Genomic DNA, 18,665 nt, shown 5'->3' with positions numbered 1-18,665 from the left:
CAGAGGTGGAGCCACACAAGCGTCCCCCCATCCGATCTCCCCCCTTGTGGGGGAGATGCCCGGCAGGGCAGAGGGGGGTGACCGAAACGAAAACAGCCGATCCGAGGCAAGCACACGATGACCGAACAGACACCTGAACCCACCCTGTCCTCCGACCCGACCGAAGTGCGCCGCCAGAAACTGGCTTTGCTGCGCGAACAGGTCGGCGACGTCTACCCGGCCCATTTCCACCGCACGATCACCAATGCGGAACTGGCTGCGAAATACGAAGGCCTTGAACTGGACACGGAATCGGGCGACATCGTCACCGTTGCCGGACGCGTCTATTCATCGCGCAATTCCGGCATGTTCATCGACCTGCACGATGCCTCGGGCAAGATCCAGATTTTCAGCCACAAGGACACGACACCGGAAGAGGCCCGCGCGCTGCTGCCGATGATCGACCTTGGCGACATTATCGGCGTCACCGGCATGGTCCGCCGCACCAAGCGCGGCGAGCTGACGATCAACGCCCATGAAATCACCATGCTGACCAAGACGCTGCTTCCGATGCCGGAGAAGTATCATGGTCTGGCCGATATCGAACTGCGCTACCGCAAGCGCCATCTCGACATCCTGACCAACGAGGATTCCAAGCTCCGCTTCAGGCAGCGTTCGCAGATCGTCTCCGGCATTCGCCGTTTCATGGAAAACGACGGCTTCATGGAAGTCGAAACGCCGATGCTGCATTCGGTCTATGGCGGCGCGACGGCCGAGCCGTTCAAGACCCACCACAACACGCTGAAGCTCGACATGTACCTGCGCATCGCGCCGGAACTGTTCCTCAAGCGCACGCTCGTCTCCGGCCTGACCGACAAGGTCTTCGAGGTCAACCGCAACTTCCGCAACGAAGGCGTCTCCACCCGGCACAATCCTGAATTCACCATGATGGAGTGCTACTGGGCCTATGCCGACTACGAAGACATCATGGACCTCGTCGAGCGCCTGTTCGCCGAACTTGCCGTCAAGATCCACGGCACCACCGAATTCATGTTCGGTGACAAGGAAATTTCCTTCAAGGGTCCGTTCAAGCGCGTGCCCATGCCTGACGCCGTCAAGGAAGTCACCGGCATCGACTTCCTCGCCATGAAGACCGACGAGGAAGCTCGCACCGCCGCCAAGGCTGCCGGCTTTGCCGTCGAGAAGGACTGGACCTGGGGCGAATGCCTCGCGTTCATCTTCGAGGAGAAGGTCGAAGGCACACTGATCCAGCCAAGCCATGTCACGCATTTCCCCAAAGACATCTCGCCCTTTGCCAAGGAAGTGCCGGGCGAACCGCGCCTCGTCGAGCGTTTCGAGACCTATTGCAACGCCTGGGAAATCGGCAACGCCTTTTCCGAACTCAATGACCCGGAAGAGCAGCGCAAGCGCATGGTCGAGCAGCTCGAACAGGCCCATGCCCGCGGCGAAAAAGAGAAGCAGCTGGACGAGGAATTCCTCGACGCGATCGACCAGGGCATGCCGCCGGCCGGTGGCCTCGGCATCGGCGTCGACCGCCTGATCATGCTTCTGACCAACGCCCCGTCGATCCGCGACATCATCCTCTTCCCGGCCCGTCGTGCCCGGGCCGACTGATCAGTCGCAACACCGTCTTGCAAACAAACAAGCCCCGGTCTCGCGACCGGGGCTTTTGTCATTCTGATATAGGCGTCAATCCTGACATGGACTCGGATCAATGCCCGGCCTTGGCCTCTTCCTCACCATGGATCTTGGCTTTCGGCGGCAGGATGGCCTCGTCTTCAGCCGGCATCGACGGCGCGTGATCGGCCTCGGCTTTCACCTCATGGCTCGGTTCCACCAGCGCGTCAGCCTCGTGTTCGACAGCAGGAGCGGCAGCGGCCCCTTCATGCGACGTTTCGCCGGTCGGGCTGATCGGCTTGGCTCGCATCTTGGCAAGCCAGTCGCCGCCGTCATGCTTGGTCTCAGCCTGTTCGCCATCCGGCGCAACCTGGTTTTCGGCTGGCTTCGGCCACTTCTTCTTTGCAATGTCATCGGCGTCCGAGACGCTGGCGCCTGTTTCAGGAGAAGCCTTCTCCTCCGATGCTGTCTCTTCACCACCCAGACCGACCATACCCTTCAGCGAAGAAAGCCAGCCCTGCTCTTCAGCCTCAGTTTCAGTCGTCTCTGCGGTATGTGTTTCATCGGCGCCCGGGGACGAATGACCGTCGGCCGGCTCTGACGGTGCGGCAGCAGGGCCACCAACTGTTGCATGGTCCTCTACGGAGGCGCCATTTGTCTCAACTGGCGCACCGTGGCCTTCGCCTTCCGCAGACGCATGTCCGGCGGCCTCTCCATGCCCTGCAGCGTCGCCATGTCCGGCAGCCTCAACCTCTGCGACCGGCGCCCCGTGTTCGTTCGCGACAGTGCCGTCTTCTGCCGGCGCATCGTGACCAGCGGCTTCGGAACCATGGGAGATCGCTGCTGGCTCTTCACTGCCACCAAGGCCGACCATGCCTAGGATCGAACCCATCCAGCCCTTTTCCTGTTCGGTGCCGTGTTCGGCCACCGGTGTTTCTTCACCATGGCCCTCGGCGGGTGCTTCCCCATGGCCTTCGGCCGGCGCCTCACCATGCGCATCTGCCGGTGCCTCGCCATGGCCTTCGGCCGGTGCCTCGCCATGCCCGCTCGCAGGCGCTTCGCCATGTCCGGCGGGTGCCGCACCATGGGCGCCTTCCGGCAGCACCACTTCCGGCTTCAGGCAATCGGTCGTGTCGTCGAGCTTGGCAACCAGCGCCTCGATATCCTTGTCGATCATGTCGATGCGCTCGCCGAAGAACTGGCCGTTCTCATTGGCAGCCTTGTCGACATAGCGCGCGGTAAACATTCGGGCCGCGGCCTCTTCCGGCACGCGGCTTGGATCGGGAATGAAGATCACGTCCGCGCCAACCGCCCGGCCGCGCATGTCGGCGCGGTCCTTTGGTCCCTTGGTATCAAGCACGACCACCTGAACCAGATCGGCCTTTTCATGCTCATGCAGGCTTTTCGCCACCCGAAGGGCTGTCTTCACCCGTGTCAGGCCGTCACCCGGCGCATCGGTCGTGATGTATTTACGGATCCAGAAGTGATCCTTCTTGTGGATCTCGACGGTTTTGACCTCGGTGCATTCGAGACCGTTCAGCTCAGCATAGGAAGGACCCAGCAGAGTATCGGCGCCGATGAACACGGCAGCAGCACCCGTTCCGCCACACAGGACAAGAACGCCGCCGAAGATCAGCACGAGCTTGCGCGAAATATGGATCTTCGGACCCTTCACGCTGTGAACTCCGCCATGACACCGCTCCGCTGTTTTACGCAATACTTGCGCCACCATATGAGATCGTTCTTGCGGAAACTTTAACTTGCCCCCGACAATGCCGCACAACGGCATTCCGGCGGCGAAAATCCCGAAGTTGACGGGATTTCTCGCCAGCAGCATTTTGTTTTTGCGAATGAGTTGCAAATGCATTGACAAAGCGGATTTGCACGATAGGTTTTAATGAGAATTATTCGCAACAAGTGGAGATCGCGGATGCTGCCAAGACTTGCCTGCCTCGTCGGAAGTTCCCTGCTCGCGGCGCTGGCCCTTCTGCCGCTCCCGGCATTCGCCGCCGACAAGCCCAAGGTCGTCACGACTTTCACCGTGATCGCCGATATCGCCCGCAATGTTGCAGGCGACGCAGCCACCGTCGAAAGCATCACCAAGCCCGGCGCCGAGATCCACGGCTATCAGCCGACGCCGCGTGATATCCTGAAAGCCAGCGACGCCAATCTCGTGTTGTGGAACGGTCTCAATCTCGAAACCTGGTTTGAAAAGTTCCTCGCCAATCTCGGCGATGTGCCCAATGTCGTGGTCAGCGACGGGGTAACGCCGATGAGCATTGCCGGCGGCGCCTATGACGGCAAGCCCAATCCGCATGCCTGGATGTCGCCGGACAATGCGCTGATCTATGTCGAGAATATCCGCAAGGCGCTGACCGGCATCGACCCCGCCAATGCCGCCGTCTATGCCGCCAATGCCGCCGCCTATTCGGACAAAATTAAGGCCGAGATCGCCCCGATGAAGGCGCAGATCGCGGCCCTGCCCGAAAACGAGCGCTGGCTGGTGACGAGCGAAGGCGCCTTCTCCTATCTCGCCCGCGATCTCGGCCTGAAGGAGCTTTATCTCTGGCCGATCAATGCCGACAGCCAGGGCACGCCACAGCAGGTAAAGGCCGTGATCGATGCGGTGACCAAAAACAAGATCCGCGTCGTCTTTTCCGAAAGCACCGTGTCCGACAAGCCGGCCAAGCAGGTCGCGGCCGAAACCGGCACCAACTACGGCGGTGTGCTCTACGTGGATTCGCTCAGCACCGAGGACGGTCCCGTGCCGACCTATATCGATCTCCTCAAGGTCACTGTCTCGACCATTGCCAAGGGACTTGAAGGATGATTATGGGCTCCCGCCAACGCCAGGCCAGATCGCGCCAGCCCAGCCTGAAAATCGTCCAGGCGCTTGAATTCGCCGGCGTGCAGGGCATTGTCGCAGAAGACGTCACCGTCACCTATCGCAACGGCCACACGGCGCTGCGCCATGCAAGCTTCGCCATCCCCACCGGCACGATCACCGCGCTTGTCGGCGTCAACGGCGCCGGCAAGTCGACGCTGTTCAAGGCGATCATGGGCTTCGTGCCCGTCGCCGGCGGCCGGATCAGCGTGCTCGGCATGAGCGTGCATGATGCGCTGGCCAGGAACCTGATCGCCTATGTGCCGCAGGCCGAAGAGGTCGACTGGAATTTCCCGGTTCTGGTCGAGGACGTGGTGATGATGGGCCGCTATGGCCATATGAACTTCCTCCGCATTCCCTCGAAGAACGACCGCCGCCTGGTCGACGAGGCATTGGCCCGCGTCGGCATGGGCGACTACCGCAAGCGCCAGATCGGCGAACTCTCCGGCGGCCAGCGCAAACGTGTGTTCCTCGCCCGCGCCCTTGCCCAGGAAGGCCAGGTGATCCTGCTCGACGAACCCTTTACCGGCGTCGATGTCACCACAGAGGAGCAGATCATCACCCTGATGCGCGACCTGCGCGCCGAAGGCCGCGTCATGCTCGTTTCAACGCACAATCTCGGCAGTGTTCCGGACTTCTGCGACCGCACCATCTTCGTCAAGGGCACGGTACTGGCCGCAGGCACAACCGCAGACACGTTTACCGAAGACAATCTCAAGGCAGCCTTCGGCGGTGCCCTGCGTCACTTCGTTCTCTCCGGCAGCGACCTGCACGACGATGCCGACCGCCGCGAGGTCAAGGTGATCACCGACGACGAGCGCCCCTTCGTCATCTACGGCACCCCGACTACAACAGCGGCTGCACCGCCGGCACCTGCGCAGAAGCCGGCAGACGTGCTCGAAAGGGTCGACGATGACCGTCCTGCTTGAGCCCTTCACCTATGACTACATGCGCAATGCGATCTTCGTCAGCGCGCTGGTCGGCGGCGTCTGCGGCTTTCTCTCGGCCTATCTCATGCTCAAGGGCTGGTCGTTGATCGGCGATGCGCTCTCCCATGCGATCGTGCCAGGCGTTGCCGGCGCCTATATGCTCGGCCTGCCCTTTGCCTTCGGCGCCTTCATTTCCGGGGGCCTTGCAGCCCTCGCCATCCTCTTCCTCAACCAGCGCACCAAGCTCAAGGAAGATGCGATCATCGGCCTGATCTTCACCTCCTTCTTCGGCCTTGGCCTGTTTATGGTGTCGATCTCGCCCGTCTCGATCGACATCAAGACCATCGTGCTCGGCAATATCCTCGCTATCACCCCGGCCGACACCCTGCAGCTTATCCTGATCGGCGGCATCAGCCTCGTGGTCCTCGCGCTGAAATGGAAGGACCTGATGGTCGCCTTTTTCGACGAAAACCATGCCCGCTCCATCGGCCTGAAACCCGAGCGCCTGAAGGTGATCTTCTTCACCCTGCTCGCCGCCTCGACCGTTGCCGCTATGCAGACCGTCGGCGCCTTCCTGGTGATCGCCATGGTCGTCACCCCGGGCGCCACCGCCTATCTGCTGACCGACCGTTTCCAGCGGCTGATCCTGATGGCACTCGCCATCGGCGCCGGCACCAGTTTCATCGGCGCATATCTGAGCTATTTCCTTGATGGCGCAACCGGCGGTGTCATCGTCGTGCTGCAATCGCTGATCTTCGTCGCAGCCTTCCTGTTTGCCCCCAAGCACGGCCTGTTCGCCGCCCGCCGTCGTGCCAAGCTTGCACTGGAACCGCTGGAACTGGAGCGTGCCGCGTGAACGAAACACTCGAACTGCTGATCCTGCCCTTCCATCTGCCCTTCATGCAGACGGCCTTCGTCATCACGCTGATGATTGCCGTGCCCATGGCCTTGCTTTCCTGTTTCCTGGTGCTCAAGGGCTGGTCGCTGATGGGCGACGCGGTCTCCCATGCCGTGCTGCCCGGTATCGTCATCGCCTATATCGCCGGCATTCCATTGGCGATCGGCGCCTTCATCGCCGGCCTCGCCTGCGCGCTGATGACCGGCTACGTCAAGGAAAACAGCCGCATCAAGGAAGACACGGTGCTTGGCATCGTCTTTTCCGGCATGTTCGGTCTCGGACTGGTGCTCTATGTCAATGTCGAGAGCAGCGTGCATCTCGACCATATCCTGTTCGGCGACATGCTGGGTATCCTGCCATCCGACCTGATCGAAACCGGCCTGATCGCGCTGGCGGCCACCGCCTTCCTTGTTTTGCTGCGCAAGGACCTGCTCGCCCATGCCTTCGATCCGCAGCATGCCCGCGCCATCGGCCTGTCGGTGCGACTTCTGCACTATGGCCAGTTGGCGGTTCTGTCGCTGGTCGTCGTCGGCGCCCTGAAGGCGGTCGGTATCATCCTCTCGGTCGCCATGCTGGTAACGCCCGGCGCCATCGCCTTCCTGATCACAAGGCGCTTCCAGTCCATGCTGGTCGCCGCCGTATCGGTCGCCGTTCTGGCGTCGCTGATCGGGATCTATCTGAGCTTCTTCCTCGACAGCGCGCCGGCACCGACCATCGTCCTGGTCATGAGTTCGATGTTCGTGCTGGTCTTCATTGTCGGCGCATTTCGCAACCGCCGGACGCAGGCAACGCTGTAGAGCGGTTCCGACAACAGTCCTGTGTGTTTGTCGGAAACCGTTACACGCGCGCTTCTTCTTCGGCCCGGCGGACACGCCGGGACACCACCCATTCGCGCCAGACGGTGAACAAGCCTGCCCCGACGACGATGGTGGCACCGACCACCGTGTTCCAGCGCAGCACTTCGCCGAAGACGGTAATGGCGATCACCGCACCGATCACCAATTGCCAATAGGAAATCGGCTGGACGATCACCGCATCGAGGTTTTCATAGGCCCGGATCAGGGCGAAATGCCCGATGATGCCTGTGCAGCAAAGTCCCCCCATCCACGCCCAGTCGATCGTCGTGAACGGCACCCAGAAGAATGGACCAAGCAGGCTCGCGCCGATGAAGCCGACGATCGCCAGGTAGAAGAAGGAGGTCGAGGGCTGGTCATCACGGCTGACGAGACGCGTGACGATGCCGTAGACCGCGCCGAGCACGGCGCAGATCAGCGGCAGCCAGATATAGGCGTTGAAGCCGCCCGCCGTCGGCGAGAGCATGATCACCACCCCGACGAGCCCGAAGACGATCGCCGTCCAGCGGCGCCAGCCGACCTTTTCGCCCAGGATAGGCATAGAGAGCAGCGCCACAAAAATCGGACCCGCGGCAAAGATCGCCTGGCTCTGCGCCAATCCCACCTTGGTAAAGGCGACGATCGAGATCAGGATCTGCGAAAACAGGATGAGGCCGCGCAGCACCTGCAACAGCGGCCGCTTGGTTGCCACCGCAGCCGACAGTCCACCCGGTGCGCGGCTGGCCAGGAACAGGGCGAAGGCGACGAAGGCCCAGTAGCGCACCATCGCAACCTGCACCGGCGAATAGCTGACCCCCAGATGCTTGGAGATACCGTCCTGAATGGCGAAGACGGAAAAGGCGAGGAAGGTAAAGGTATAGCCGAGCGGCGTCGATTTCATGATGGGATACAAAAGCTTGGGGAAAATGAAACGGGATATGCGCACGAACCGGTGGTGCCGCCGATTGATCCTACACCCCTGACGCTGTTTGCCTAGTCCAGAAATTCATGGCTGCCCTGCAACCTGACAACTGCTGGCGCCCCTTGTTCGAAACCTCATCTCCATGCTGTATAGTCGACATGGCCTTCACCATTCGTCAGTTGCAGTATTTTGTCGCCGTCGCGGAACAGGGCTCGGTCACCCGTGCCGCCCAGAACCTGTCGATTTCCCAGTCTTCCGTCACCGAAGCGATCAAGGAGTTGGAAGGCGATCTCGGCGTCGAACTGTTCGAGCGCCATCCGCGCGGCCTGTCGATCACCTATAACGGCCACCAGTTCCTCCGCCACGCGACCAAGATCCTGGCGACCGTCTCGGATGCGCGCAATTCCTTCGCCGAAACCAAGAACAACACCGGCGGCACGCTGAACATCGGCGTCACCTCGCTGGTCGCCGGCTATGTCCTGTCCGATCTGCTCGCCCGCTACCGCCGCGCCTGCCCCGGCGTCGAAGTCTCGGCGATCGAGGACAATGGCTCCTATCTCGAGCACCTGCTGGTCGGCGGCGAACTCGATGTCGCCGTCATGGTCATCTCCAACCTGCGCGACCGGCTCGCCTTGCAGGCCGAAATTCTAGAAACCTCCCCCTATCGCCTCTGGCTGCCGATCGGCCATCCGCTGGTCTCGGCCGACATCATCTCGATTGCCGATATCACCAAGGAACCGCTGATCATGCTGACGGTGGATGAAATCGAGGAAAACACCGGCAAGCTACTGTCGGCGCTGGGCGCCCGCCCGCATGTCGCCTTCCGCACCCGCTCGGTCGAAGCGGTGCGCAGCCTAGTTGCGACAGGCGCCGGCGTGGCGCTTCTGCCCGATCTCGTCTACCGCCCCTGGTCGCTGGAAGGCGACCGCATCGAAAGCCGCGACGTCTCCGGCGCGCTTCCGGTCGTCCAGGTCGGCATGGTCTGGCGCAAAGGCTCAAGCCTGCCCCAGGCCGCCCGGGATTTTGTCGGTATCGCCGAGGCGATGCGAAGTGGACGGGCACCACGCTGAGCTTTTGCAAACGCGGTTACCCCTCATCCGGCTGCCGCCACCTTCTCCCCGTGAACGGGGAGAAGGCCGATGGAGTTGCCGCTCTGCCCCTTCGCCGCGCTTGCGGGGAGAAGGTGCCGGCAGGCGGATGAGGGGCAATCTCAAAACACATCGGTATCGGAAAAACCGATACCGCCATTCTGACGAATGAATTTGCGAATGCGGATTTTTCGCTGCACCTTTCGAACCGGGAACAAAACGCCGTGAAAACGCGGCACCTCAAAAACCGGGAGACCTCGCGATGAAGTCTATTCTGAAGTCCTGCACTGTTCTTGCCTCCATCCTCAGCCTTACCTCCGCCGCAGTCGCCCAGGAGCCGCTGCAGGCGCTTGGCGCCGGCGAAGGCGCGCTCTCGATCGTCGCCTGGGCTGGCTATATCGAGCGCGGCGAGACCGACAAGAACTATGATTGGGTCACCGAGTTCGAAAAGAAGACCGGCTGCATGGTCACCGTCAAGACCGCCGCCACGTCCGACGAAATGGTCGCCCTGATGAACGAAGGCGGCTTCGACCTCGTCACCGCCTCGGGCGACGCCTCGCTGCGCCTCGTTGCCGGCAAGCGCGTCCAGCCCATCAACACGGCGCTGATCCCGTCCTGGAGCACCATCGACGAGCGCCTGCAGAACGCGCCGTGGCATACCGTCAATGACGTGCATTACGGCACGCCTTACGTCTGGGGCGCAAACGTCCTGATGTACAACACCGAAGCCTTCAAGGACGAAGCGCCGAAAAGCTGGAACGTCGTCTTCGAAGAGCAGACGCTTCCCGACGGCAAGTCCAACAAGGGCCGCGTCCAGGCCTATGACGGCCCGATCTATGTCGCGGACGCCGCCCTCTACCTGATGAAGCACAAGCCGGAACTCGGCATCAAGGACCCCTACGAGCTGAACGAGGACCAGTACAAGGCTGCCCTCGATCTGCTGCGCGGCCAGCGCAAGCTCGTCGGCCGCTACTGGCACGACGCGATGATCCAGATCGACGACTTCAAGAACGAAGGCGTTGTGGCCTCCGGTTCCTGGCCGTTCCAGGTCAACCTGATGAAGGCCGAAGGCGCCAAGATCGCCTCGACCTTCCCCGAGGAAGGCGTGACCGGCTGGGCCGACACCACCATGCTGCATGCCGACAGCGAACATCCGAACTGCGCCTATATGTGGATGGAGCACTCGCTGTCGCAGAAGGTCCAGGGTGACGTCTCCGCCTGGTTCGGCACCGTTCCCTCCGTCCCGGCCGCCTGCAAGGGCAATGCGCTCTATGGCGACGAAGGCTGCAAGACCAACGGCTTCGAGAACTTCGACAAGATCAAGTTCTGGCGCACCCCGACGTCGAAGTGCAGCACCGGCGAATGCGTCCCCTACCACCGCTGGGTTTCGGACTATATCGGCGTAATCGGCGGCCGCTGATCAACGTCGAGGGGACTTTTGCCCCTCACCCTAGCCCTCTCCCCGTGAACGGGGAGAGGGGACGTGCCCCGAAAACACCGTCCGATAGCATCCAGCCCGACAATAAGGGCCGGCTGAGGCTCGTCCTTCTCCCCGCCTGCGGGGAGAAGGTGCCGGCAGGCGGATGAGGGGCGTTTGCGAAAACCGGAGTCCCCATGACCGCTGCCGTTTCCTTCACGAAGGTGTCGCGCCATTTCGGCACCGTCAAAGCCGTCGACGCGGTCGACCTGACCATTGAGCCTGGCGAGTTTTTCGCCATGCTCGGGCCGTCGGGTTCGGGCAAGACCACCTGCCTGCGCCTGATCGCCGGCTTCGAACAGCCGACCAGTGGCGAAATCGAGATCTTTGGCGAAAAGGCTGGCGGCGTTCCGCCCTATCGCCGCAACGTCAATACGGTCTTCCAGGATTACGCCCTCTTCCCGCATCTGAGCATCCTCGACAATGTCGCCTACGGGCTGATGGTCAAGGGCATGGGCAAGACCGAGCGTCTGCGCGAAGCCGAAAAGGCACTCGAACTGGTCAAGCTTCCCGGCTATGGCAGTCGCAAGCCCGGCCAGTTGTCCGGCGGCCAGCGCCAGCGCGTGGCGCTGGCACGCGCCCTGGTCAACAAGCCGAAGGTCCTGCTGCTCGACGAACCGCTCGGCGCGCTTGATCTCAAGCTGCGCGAGCAGATGCAGGAAGAGCTGAAGAGCCTGCAGCGCGCACTCGGCATCACCTTCGTCTTCGTCACCCATGACCAGGGCGAAGCGTTGTCGATGGCCGACCGGGTCGCCGTGTTCAACGACGGCAGGATCGTCCAGGCCGGCACGCCGGAAGAGATCTACAACCAGCCGTGCACACGCTTTGTCGCCGATTTCGTCGGCTCGTCGAATGTCATTGCACCGGCCGACATGGCCAAGCTTGGCGGTGCGGCGAAATGGACGAGCCTCAGGCCCGAAGCGATCCGCCTGACTGCAGAAGGCGGCATCGCGGCGACCGTGCGCTCGAAGAGTTTCCTCGGCAGCGCCACCCGCCTGTTCCTCGACGTCGGCAGCCTGCCTTTGTCCGTCATGGTCCCGGCCGGACAGCCCGTGCCGAACGCCGGCGACAGCACCCGCATCACCTGGCAGCCGGGCGACCTGCACATCATGGAGGACCTTGCATGAGCATGGCCCCCACCACCGCCATTCTTCCCGGCCGCAACGGCCTGGCGGGGCGGCTCTCGGATCTGTTCTGGCGGAGGCCCAACCTGCTGCTGGTGCTGATGCTGGTGCCGCCCCTGCTCTGGCTCGGCATCATCTATGTCGGCTCGCTGATCGCGCTTCTGCTGCAGAGCTTTTTCGCCATCGACGATTTCTCGGGCCTGATCACTTACGAATTCACGTTTGCGACCTACAGGCAGCTGCTGATCCCGTCAAATTTCGACATCATCCTGCGCACGCTGCTGATGGCGATCTCGGTGACGCTCGCCTCGGCCCTGCTCGCCTTTCCGATCGCCTATTATGCTGCCCGCTACGCGACCGGCAAATGGAAGGCGGTCTTCTATCTCGGCATCATGCTGCCGCTCTGGTCGAGCTATCTGGTCAAGATCTATGCCTGGAAACTGATCCTCGCCAAGGAAGGCATCCTCACCTGGATCTTCGCCAAGCTGCACCTGACCTGGCTGCTTGACGGCATTCTGGCGACGCCGGTGATTGGCGGCAACTCCCTGTCGATCAGCTATATCGGCACCTTCATCGTCTTCGTCTATGTCTGGCTGCCCTACATGATCCTGCCGACCCAGGCAGCGCTGGAACGCGTGCCCGGCAACCTGATCGAGGCGTCCGGCGATCTCGGCGCCGACCCGCGCCAGACCTTCCGCCACGTGCTCTTCCCGCTGGCTTTGCCCGGCATCGTCGCCGGTTCCATCTTCACGTTTTCACTGACGCTCGGCGACTACATCATCCCGCAGATCATCGGCTCGTCGCGGCTGTTCATCGGCCAGGCCGTCTATGCCCAGCAGGGCACCGCCGGCAATATCCCGCTCGCGGCCGCCTTCTCGGTCGTGCCGATCGTCATCATGGGCATTTATCTCACCATCGCCAAACGCATGGGGGCCTTCGATGCGCTCTGATCGTCCCAATGCGGCAGGTCTGCCGTTGAAACTCGCAGCCGCCGGCGGTCTCGCCTTCCTGCATCTGCCGATCCTGCTGATCTTCGTCTATGCCTTCACCACCGAGGAAAAGAGCTTCCAGTGGCCGCCGCCGGGCTTGACCACCAAGTGGTTCGCCATTGCCTGGAACCGCCCGGATATCTGGGAAGCGCTGTGGCTGTCGGTCAAGGTCGCGACCATCGCCACGCTGATCGCACTGGTCCTCGGCACGCTCGCGTCCGCCGCCGTCGCCCGCACCAAGTTCTTCGGCCGCGAAGCGATCTCGCTGCTCGTCATCCTGCCGATAGCCCTGCCCGGCATCATCACCGGCATTGCCCTGCGCTCGGCCTTTTCGCTCGGCGAGATCCCGTTTTCGATGTGGACGATCATCCTCGGCCACGGCACGTTCTGCGTCGTCGTCGTCTACAACAATGCGGTGGCCCGCTTCCGCCGCACCTCCGGCTCGCTGATCGAGGCCTCGATGGATCTCGGTGCCGATGGCTTCCAGACCTTCCGCTACATCATCCTGCCGAACATCGCGACGGCACTTCTGGCCGGCGGCATGCTCGCCTTCGCCTTGTCCTTCGATGAGGTCATCGTCACCACCTTCACCGGCGGCCAGCAATCGACCTTGCCGATCTGGATGTTGGAAGAACTGATCCGCCCGCGCCAGCGACCCGTCACCAATGTCGTCGCCATGGTCGTGGTGATCGTGACATTCCTGCCGATCCTGGCCGCCTTTTATCTCACCCGCGATACCGACCAGGTCTCCGGCAGTGGCAAATAACCGTCAAAAAACGAGGGAGAACAATATGGACACCCAGATGCTGATCGGCTCGAAGTTCGAAGCCGGCACCGAGATCGAGGAAAAGATCCTCAACCCAAAGACCGGCGAACTGATCCTCGACCTGGCCGAAGCTTCGCTGGGCCAGATCGACGCCGCCGTCGATGCCGCCGACAAAGCCTTCCAGTCGTGGTCGGCAACCACGCCCGGCCAGCGCTCGGCCTATCTGCTCGCCATCGCCGATGCCGTTGAAAAGGACGCACTCGGCTTTGCCACGCTGGAAGCGCTGAATTGCGGCAAGCCGATCAATGCCGTCTTGAACGACGAGATCCCCGCCATCGTCGACTGCTACCGCTTCTTCGCCGGCGCCATCCGCTCGATGCATGCACCGGTCGCCGGTGAATACCTGCCCGGTTTCACCTCGATGATCCGCCGCGATCCGATCGGCATCGTCGGCTCGATCGCACCGTGGAATTATCCGCTGATGATGATGGCCTGGAAGCTGGCCCCGGCGATTGCCGCCGGCAATACCGTCGTCTTCAAGCCGTCCGAGCAGACCCCGCTGACCGCGCTGAAAATGGCCAAGCTGATGGCCGATATCCTGCCGGAAGGCGTGGTCAATGTCGTGCTCGGCCGTGGCGAAAGCGTCGGCAACGCGATCATCAACCACCCGAAGATCGGCATGGTGTCGATCACCGGCGACATCGCCACCGGCAAGAAGGTGCTGGCGGCGGCCGCCAAGACCGTCAAGCGCACCCATCTGGAACTCGGCGGCAAGGCCCCCGTCATCATCTATGATGACGCCGATATCGATGCCGTCGTCTCGGCGATCCGCACCTTCGGCTACTACAACGCCGGCCAGGACTGCACCGCCGCCTGCCGCATCTATGCGAGCGACAAGGTCTACGAAAAATTCGTCGCCGACCTCGCCTCCGCCGTCTCGACGCTGAAATACAACCAGGCCGACGACACCGAAAACGAGATCGGCCCGCTGATCTCCAAGCGCCAGCGCGACCGCGTCGAGAGCTTCGTCGCCCGCGCCTCCGAACACAAGCACATGGAAGTGGTGACCGGCGGCAAGCTCGGCTCGGACAAGGGTTTCTTCTATGCCCCGACGGTCATTGCCGGCGCCTTGCAGGACGACGAGATCGTACGGCGCGAAGTCTTCGGCCCGGTCGTCTCCGTCACCCGCTTCTCGGATGTCGATCAGGCCGTGACCTGGGCCAATGACAGCGACTACGGCCTTGCCTCGTCTGTCTGGACCAAGGACATCTCGCGCGCCATGCAGACGGCGGCCAAGCTGCGTTACGGCTGCACCTGGATCAACACGCATTTCATGCTGTGCAACGAGATGCCGCATGGCGGCCTGAAACAGTCCGGTTACGGCAAGGACATGTCGGTCTATGCGCTGGAGGACTACACCGCCGTGCGCCATGTGATGATCGCGCATTGAGGCGTTGCGCCCGGGGATGACAATCCAGCCACCCATGCCGCCGGCAGCGTTGAATGCGCTGCCGGGGTAAAATCAAAACCTTCAAAAATCCCATGCCAAACCACCGGTCGGATGTCCTCCTCCGGGGATGATGGCAGTCTCGGACAGGGCGCCAGTAGCAGCCTCTGTAAGTTTAGTATGTGGCTCCTTCCGGCGCCCCGTTCGGCGATTTTTGCCGGTTGCATGCGTCTCTCTGGCAAGGCGGCTCTGGCCGGCGAGACCGAAGTCTCGTCGTCAACCGGGCTTGGGTCCGGAACGTCTCGTCGAGACGTCCTGGCCAGGTGCCCGGGAGGTTTCAGGTTCTCGGCGGATGTGCGCACATCCCGACCTGACCCTCGCCCGGGGAGCTTTGGCATTGTCGCCGCAACTCCCGCCGTCTTTGTCACCGAGCCCGTGACCGGGCCCGGCGCCTTGTTTGTGTGCCGCTGAGGCACGTCCGATGGCTGTAGGGATGTCGACAGGACGGCAACCCATCCGGGGTCTTCGCCATGCGCCTTCCCTTCCACCAGAGGGAGACCGTTGCATCCGGCCCGGAGGGTCTGGCCTGCGGCAGCCGCGCCCTCCGGCGCCGGTTCCGCTTCGCCGGGCTCGCAACGCCCGGTGTATCCGAAAGCGGAACGGGGGCATTATGGCATGGCTCAAAACAAGGGGGATGAAAGTGGGTGCGTTTTGTTGAAAACGCTCAGGGATTTGGAAAAGTCATCCCCCTCGGCCGCGCCTTTGACTGGCTTGACGGGAGGAAACGCCCATCCATTTACCCTGAACGGCCAAACCGGTGGCACAGCGCGAGCCTACCCCGTATCATGCGGGTGGAATCATCGGGGAGAACCATATGCGCAACCGCAGGAGCCGAGCCGCAAAGACGCGCCGCCGCGCCCTCAGGGCCGCCGCAGCGCTTGTTGGCCTGTGGACGATCCTGGCTGCTCCTGTGATGGCCCAGCAACCGCAAGTGATCCCGGCACCCGATCTCGGTGGTGGCCAGATGATGGATACCTATCTCTGGCATGTGCGCGGCCTGCCGCCCGGGGCAAGGCTTGCCGTCTATTCCGGCGCCGGCCCGAACTTCCGCGTCATTCACATGCTGGATGAGGGCTCGCCGATCGAGCGGCTGAACTGCCGGGAAAGCCGGGGCGGATACTGGTGCCGGGTGGCGACCGTCGACCGTCCGCGCATTTCCGGCTGGGTCGATGGCCGCTTCCTTTACGAGGATGCCGGCTTCATGCCCTATGATGACCGGCGCCTGGAAATCCAGCCGATCATTCCGATCCCGCTCCCGAACGATCCGGGCCGCCCGCCGCACCAGCCGCATGAGCCGCACCAGCCGCACAGACCTTGATCGGCGCGACCTGATCAAGACGAAAAAGGCGCCGCGGTTGGATCGCAGCGCCTTCCCGGGAGGTTTGGGTTGGGACGTTTGTGCCTCAGGCAGCCAGTGCCTTGGCGATCTGGCCACGCAACGTGCCGAGATCCTTGGCAAAGCCGCGAATGCCTTCGGCGAGCTTTTCGGTCGCCATCGCATCCTCGTTCATCGCCCAGCGGAATGCCTTCTCGTCGAGCGAGACCAGCGGCTCGGCCTTGGCGTTCTCCGGCGACAGCATGCGCGGCAGGTTGCCTTCGGCGGCATTCAGCTCGTCGAGCAGCTGCGGGCTGATCGTCAGGCGGTCGCAACCGGCCAGCGCTTCGATTTCACCGGCATTGCGGAACGAGGCGCCCATGACGATCGTGTTGATGCCGTTCGCCTTGTAGTAGTCATAGATGGCGCGCACCGAGACCACGCCCGGATCGGTTTCCGACGTGTAGTTTTCGCCGGTCGACTTCTTGTACCAGTCGAGGATACGGCCGACGAAGGGCGAGATCAGGAACACCTTAGCTTCGGCGCAGGCAATCGCCTGGGCCTTGGAGAACAGCAGCGTCAGATTGCAGTCGATGCCTTCCTTCTGCAGCACTTCGGCAGCCCGGATACCTTCCCAGGTGGAGGCGAGCTTGATCAGGATGCGATCCTTCTCGATTCCGCGTTCCTTGTAGCCGGCAATGATGCCATGGGCCTTCTCGATCGACGCCTTGGTGTCGAACGACAGGTCGGCATCGACTTCGGTCGAGACGCGGCCCGGCACCAGCGCGGCAAGTGCCGCACCGACGGAGATGGCCATACGGTCGGCGATGGCGCCGACGACGGCGTCATCCTTGCCGCCCTTGGCCTTGCCCCAGGCAATCGCTTCCTTGAAGGCATCGGCAAACGCATCCGTGCCCAGCGCCTTGAGGACGATGGACGGATTGGTCGTGCAATCGACAGGCTTCAGGCGGGCGACCGCCTCGATGTCGCCGGTATCGGCAACAACGGTCGTCATGGCGCGAAGCTGTTCGAGTTTGGAAGTCATGCGGATATCCTTCGAATTTGCTTGGTTAAACCTGTTCAACGGCCATTCGTTCCCGAGGATCCGATGCAGGGACCGGCAAGATGAACGCGCGCGATTATAGCCTGGACTATCGCAATTGCGGGGGGAGGAAGTCAAGACATTTGTGCATCTGATTTGACATAAGTGTCATATCGGGAAATAGTGCCCGCTGACATTATCAGGATACCGTGACCCTTGGCCAAGCTCAGACGGGAAACCCACAGCACCTATTCCGACGCGGCATCGCAGCGTCTGCGGGCGGCATGGCTGTACTACAATCAGGGCCTGACGCAGAAGGATGTCGCCGACCGTCTCGGCATCAGCCGCTCGACCGTCATCCGCATGCTCGACGAGGCCCTGAAGCGGGCCGAGGTGCAGATCTGGATCAGCGACGGCATCGGCGATTGCGTCGAACTGGCCGTGCGGCTGGAAAAAGCCTTTGGTCTCGACGAAGCCGTGGTTGTGCCCTCCCCGGCCAGCCAGGATGCCGCCGCGATCGCCTCAGCCGTCGGCCTGGCGCTCGGCCAGTTCCTCACCGAAGTGGTCACCGACGATGCCACGATCGGCGTCGGCTGGGGCCGGACCATGACCGCCTCGCTGTCCGGCTTTCGTCCGCCGCGCCGGGAAAACTGCAAGGTCGTCTCGCTGCTCGGCGGCATCGTCGCCGTCCACCAGACCAATCCGATCGACTACACCTGGCGGCTGGCGAGCCAGCTGGGTGCCGAATGTTACATGTTCCTGGCGCCGCTTCTGGTCGATTCCGTTGCCACCAAGCGGGCGCTGATCGAAAAATGCGGCCTGAAGACGCTCTATGATCTCGCCGAAAACCTCGACCTCGCCATCGTCTCCTGCGGCGATATCGGGCCGCACTCGACCTCGCTGTCGGAAGGTTTCATCAGCCACGAGACGCTGGAGGAACTGATCGCCGCCGGCTGCGTCTGCGACACCATGTTCAACTTTCTCGACGCCGACGGCCGCTCGGTCGACCACCCGATCAACGAGCGCGTCATGTCGGTCGATCTCGATACGCTGAAGAAGGCAAAGCACATCGTCATCTCGTCCGGCGGCGCCCACCGCGCAGTCGCCATCCGCGCCACGATCAAACGCATCGGCTGCAACACTCTGATCACCGACGAAAGTGCAGCAAGAGCGTTGCTGGGGATGGTGGAAGACAACTGAAACTGCCCCTCATCCGCCTGCCGGCACCTTCTCCCCGTAGACGGGGAGAAGGGAGAATGCCGCAACGCATCCAT

16 protein-coding genes are annotated in these 18,665 nt (G+C 62.4%); 13 read left to right on the top strand and 3 right to left on the bottom strand.

The annotated features are described in order from the left end of the window. The first annotated feature begins 117 nt into the window (after positions 1-117). The gene (gene lysS / locus PDO_RS20280; RefSeq protein ID WP_007606291.1) at positions 118-1,614 is read left to right on the top strand and encodes a lysine--tRNA ligase; all 1,497 of its coding nucleotides are present in this window, start codon (positions 118-120) and stop codon (positions 1,612-1,614) included. Positions 1,615-1,711: 97 nt separating this feature from the next. On the opposite strand, the gene PDO_RS27630 is transcribed toward lysS, so the two are convergent. Continuing rightward, positions 1,712-3,292, bottom strand: coding sequence for a putative sodium/potassium/calcium exchanger (locus PDO_RS27630; protein ID WP_007606290.1), 1,581 nt, complete (start codon positions 3,290-3,292; stop codon positions 1,712-1,714). Between the two features lie 255 nt (positions 3,293-3,547). Here PDO_RS27630 and PDO_RS20270 point away from each other — a divergent pair, with 255 nt between their 5' ends. The 4 genes from PDO_RS20270 to PDO_RS20255 are packed head-to-tail and all read left to right on the top strand — an operon-like array spanning position 3,548 to position 7,125. Then, a complete protein-coding gene (locus PDO_RS20270) occupies positions 3,548-4,447 on the top strand; it encodes a metal ABC transporter substrate-binding protein (protein WP_007606289.1) in 900 nt (299 codons plus the stop codon). Between the two features lie 2 nt (positions 4,448-4,449). Then, entirely contained in the window at positions 4,450-5,430 is a 981-nt protein-coding gene (locus PDO_RS20265; RefSeq protein WP_007606282.1) for a manganese/iron ABC transporter ATP-binding protein, read from the top strand. Continuing rightward, positions 5,414-6,286, top strand: a complete 873-nt coding sequence (locus PDO_RS20260) for a metal ABC transporter permease (RefSeq protein WP_007606280.1) — start codon at positions 5,414-5,416, stop codon at positions 6,284-6,286. Before PDO_RS20265 ends, PDO_RS20260 begins: the two co-directional genes overlap by 17 nt. After that, positions 6,283-7,125: a metal ABC transporter permease gene (locus tag PDO_RS20255; protein ID WP_007606278.1), complete on the top strand. Its 843-nt coding sequence runs from the start codon at positions 6,283-6,285 to the stop codon at positions 7,123-7,125. Before PDO_RS20260 ends, PDO_RS20255 begins: the two co-directional genes overlap by 4 nt. Before the next feature lie 40 nt (positions 7,126-7,165). On the opposite strand, the gene PDO_RS20250 is transcribed toward PDO_RS20255, so the two are convergent. Continuing rightward, a complete protein-coding gene (locus tag PDO_RS20250) occupies positions 7,166-8,062 on the bottom strand; it encodes a DMT family transporter (RefSeq protein WP_007606276.1) in 897 nt (298 codons plus the stop codon). A 179-nt stretch (positions 8,063-8,241) separates the two neighbouring features. Between PDO_RS20250 and PDO_RS20245 the strand changes: the two genes are divergently transcribed. The 7 genes from PDO_RS20245 (at position 8,242) to PDO_RS28660 (ending at position 16,352) form a co-directional block, all read left to right on the top strand. Continuing rightward, positions 8,242-9,153: a LysR family transcriptional regulator gene (locus tag PDO_RS20245; RefSeq protein ID WP_007606274.1), complete on the top strand. Its 912-nt coding sequence runs from the start codon at positions 8,242-8,244 to the stop codon at positions 9,151-9,153. Between the two features lie 280 nt (positions 9,154-9,433). Next, complete coding sequence (locus PDO_RS20240) at positions 9,434-10,591, top strand: ABC transporter substrate-binding protein (RefSeq protein WP_007606266.1); 1,158 nt, start codon at positions 9,434-9,436, stop codon at positions 10,589-10,591. A gap of 194 nt (positions 10,592-10,785) precedes the next feature. Next, positions 10,786-11,775, top strand: coding sequence for an ABC transporter ATP-binding protein (locus tag PDO_RS20235; RefSeq protein ID WP_007606264.1), 990 nt, complete (start codon positions 10,786-10,788; stop codon positions 11,773-11,775). Continuing rightward, complete coding sequence (locus PDO_RS20230; RefSeq protein WP_007606263.1) at positions 11,772-12,722, top strand: ABC transporter permease; 951 nt, start codon at positions 11,772-11,774, stop codon at positions 12,720-12,722. The genes PDO_RS20235 and PDO_RS20230 overlap by 4 nt, the downstream gene beginning before the upstream one ends. Beyond that, a complete protein-coding gene (locus PDO_RS20225) occupies positions 12,712-13,527 on the top strand; it encodes an ABC transporter permease (RefSeq protein ID WP_007606262.1) in 816 nt (271 codons plus the stop codon). Before PDO_RS20230 ends, PDO_RS20225 begins: the two co-directional genes overlap by 11 nt. A gap of 25 nt (positions 13,528-13,552) precedes the next feature. Continuing rightward, positions 13,553-14,977, top strand: a complete 1,425-nt coding sequence (locus tag PDO_RS20220) for a gamma-aminobutyraldehyde dehydrogenase (RefSeq protein WP_007606261.1) — start codon at positions 13,553-13,555, stop codon at positions 14,975-14,977. An 871-nt stretch (positions 14,978-15,848) separates the two neighbouring features. Continuing rightward, positions 15,849-16,352 carry an SH3 domain-containing protein gene (locus PDO_RS28660; protein WP_007606260.1) on the top strand — a complete coding sequence of 168 codons (504 nt, stop codon included), beginning with the start codon at positions 15,849-15,851 and terminating at the stop codon, positions 16,350-16,352. An 85-nt stretch (positions 16,353-16,437) separates the two neighbouring features. On the opposite strand, the gene tal is transcribed toward PDO_RS28660, so the two are convergent. After that, positions 16,438-17,394, bottom strand: a complete 957-nt coding sequence (tal, locus tag PDO_RS20210; protein ID WP_007606259.1) for a transaldolase — start codon at positions 17,392-17,394, stop codon at positions 16,438-16,440. Positions 17,395-17,607: 213 nt separating this feature from the next. Between tal and PDO_RS20205 the strand changes: the two genes are divergently transcribed. Further along, positions 17,608-18,591, top strand: a complete 984-nt coding sequence (locus PDO_RS20205; protein WP_007606257.1) for a sugar-binding transcriptional regulator — start codon at positions 17,608-17,610, stop codon at positions 18,589-18,591. The last annotated feature ends 74 nt before the right edge of the window (positions 18,592-18,665 follow it).

The sequence above is a fragment of the Rhizobium sp. PDO1-076 genome, from assembly GCF_000247475.1.
Lineage (GTDB): Bacteria > Pseudomonadota > Alphaproteobacteria > Rhizobiales > Rhizobiaceae > Allorhizobium.
Note: the sequence above shows the minus strand (reverse complement) of the source record. Positions and strands in the feature narration are given on the sequence as shown.

Excerpts from the sequence above, each read along its gene's own strand:
- lysS (WP_007606291.1), top strand. The coding sequence starts at position 118 with ATGACCGAACAGACACCTGAACCCACCCTGTCCTCCGACCCGACCGAA.
- PDO_RS20270 (WP_007606289.1), top strand. The coding sequence starts at position 3,548 with ATGCTGCCAAGACTTGCCTGCCTCGTCGGAAGTTCCCTGCTCGCGGCG.
- PDO_RS20265 (WP_007606282.1), top strand. The coding sequence starts at position 4,450 with ATGGGCTCCCGCCAACGCCAGGCCAGATCGCGCCAGCCCAGCCTGAAA.
- PDO_RS20260 (WP_007606280.1), top strand. The coding sequence starts at position 5,414 with ATGACCGTCCTGCTTGAGCCCTTCACCTATGACTACATGCGCAATGCG.
- PDO_RS20250 (WP_007606276.1), bottom strand. The coding sequence starts at position 8,062 with ATGAAATCGACGCCGCTCGGCTATACCTTTACCTTCCTCGCCTTTTCC.
- PDO_RS20245 (WP_007606274.1), top strand. The coding sequence starts at position 8,242 with ATGGCCTTCACCATTCGTCAGTTGCAGTATTTTGTCGCCGTCGCGGAA.
- PDO_RS20240 (WP_007606266.1), top strand. The coding sequence starts at position 9,434 with ATGAAGTCTATTCTGAAGTCCTGCACTGTTCTTGCCTCCATCCTCAGC.
- PDO_RS20235 (WP_007606264.1), top strand. The coding sequence starts at position 10,786 with ATGACCGCTGCCGTTTCCTTCACGAAGGTGTCGCGCCATTTCGGCACC.
- PDO_RS20230 (WP_007606263.1), top strand. The coding sequence starts at position 11,772 with ATGAGCATGGCCCCCACCACCGCCATTCTTCCCGGCCGCAACGGCCTG.
- PDO_RS20225 (WP_007606262.1), top strand. The coding sequence starts at position 12,712 with ATGCGCTCTGATCGTCCCAATGCGGCAGGTCTGCCGTTGAAACTCGCA.
- PDO_RS20220 (WP_007606261.1), top strand. The coding sequence starts at position 13,553 with ATGGACACCCAGATGCTGATCGGCTCGAAGTTCGAAGCCGGCACCGAG.
- PDO_RS28660 (WP_007606260.1), top strand. The coding sequence starts at position 15,849 with ATGCGCAACCGCAGGAGCCGAGCCGCAAAGACGCGCCGCCGCGCCCTC.
- tal (WP_007606259.1), bottom strand. The coding sequence starts at position 17,394 with ATGACTTCCAAACTCGAACAGCTTCGCGCCATGACGACCGTTGTTGCC.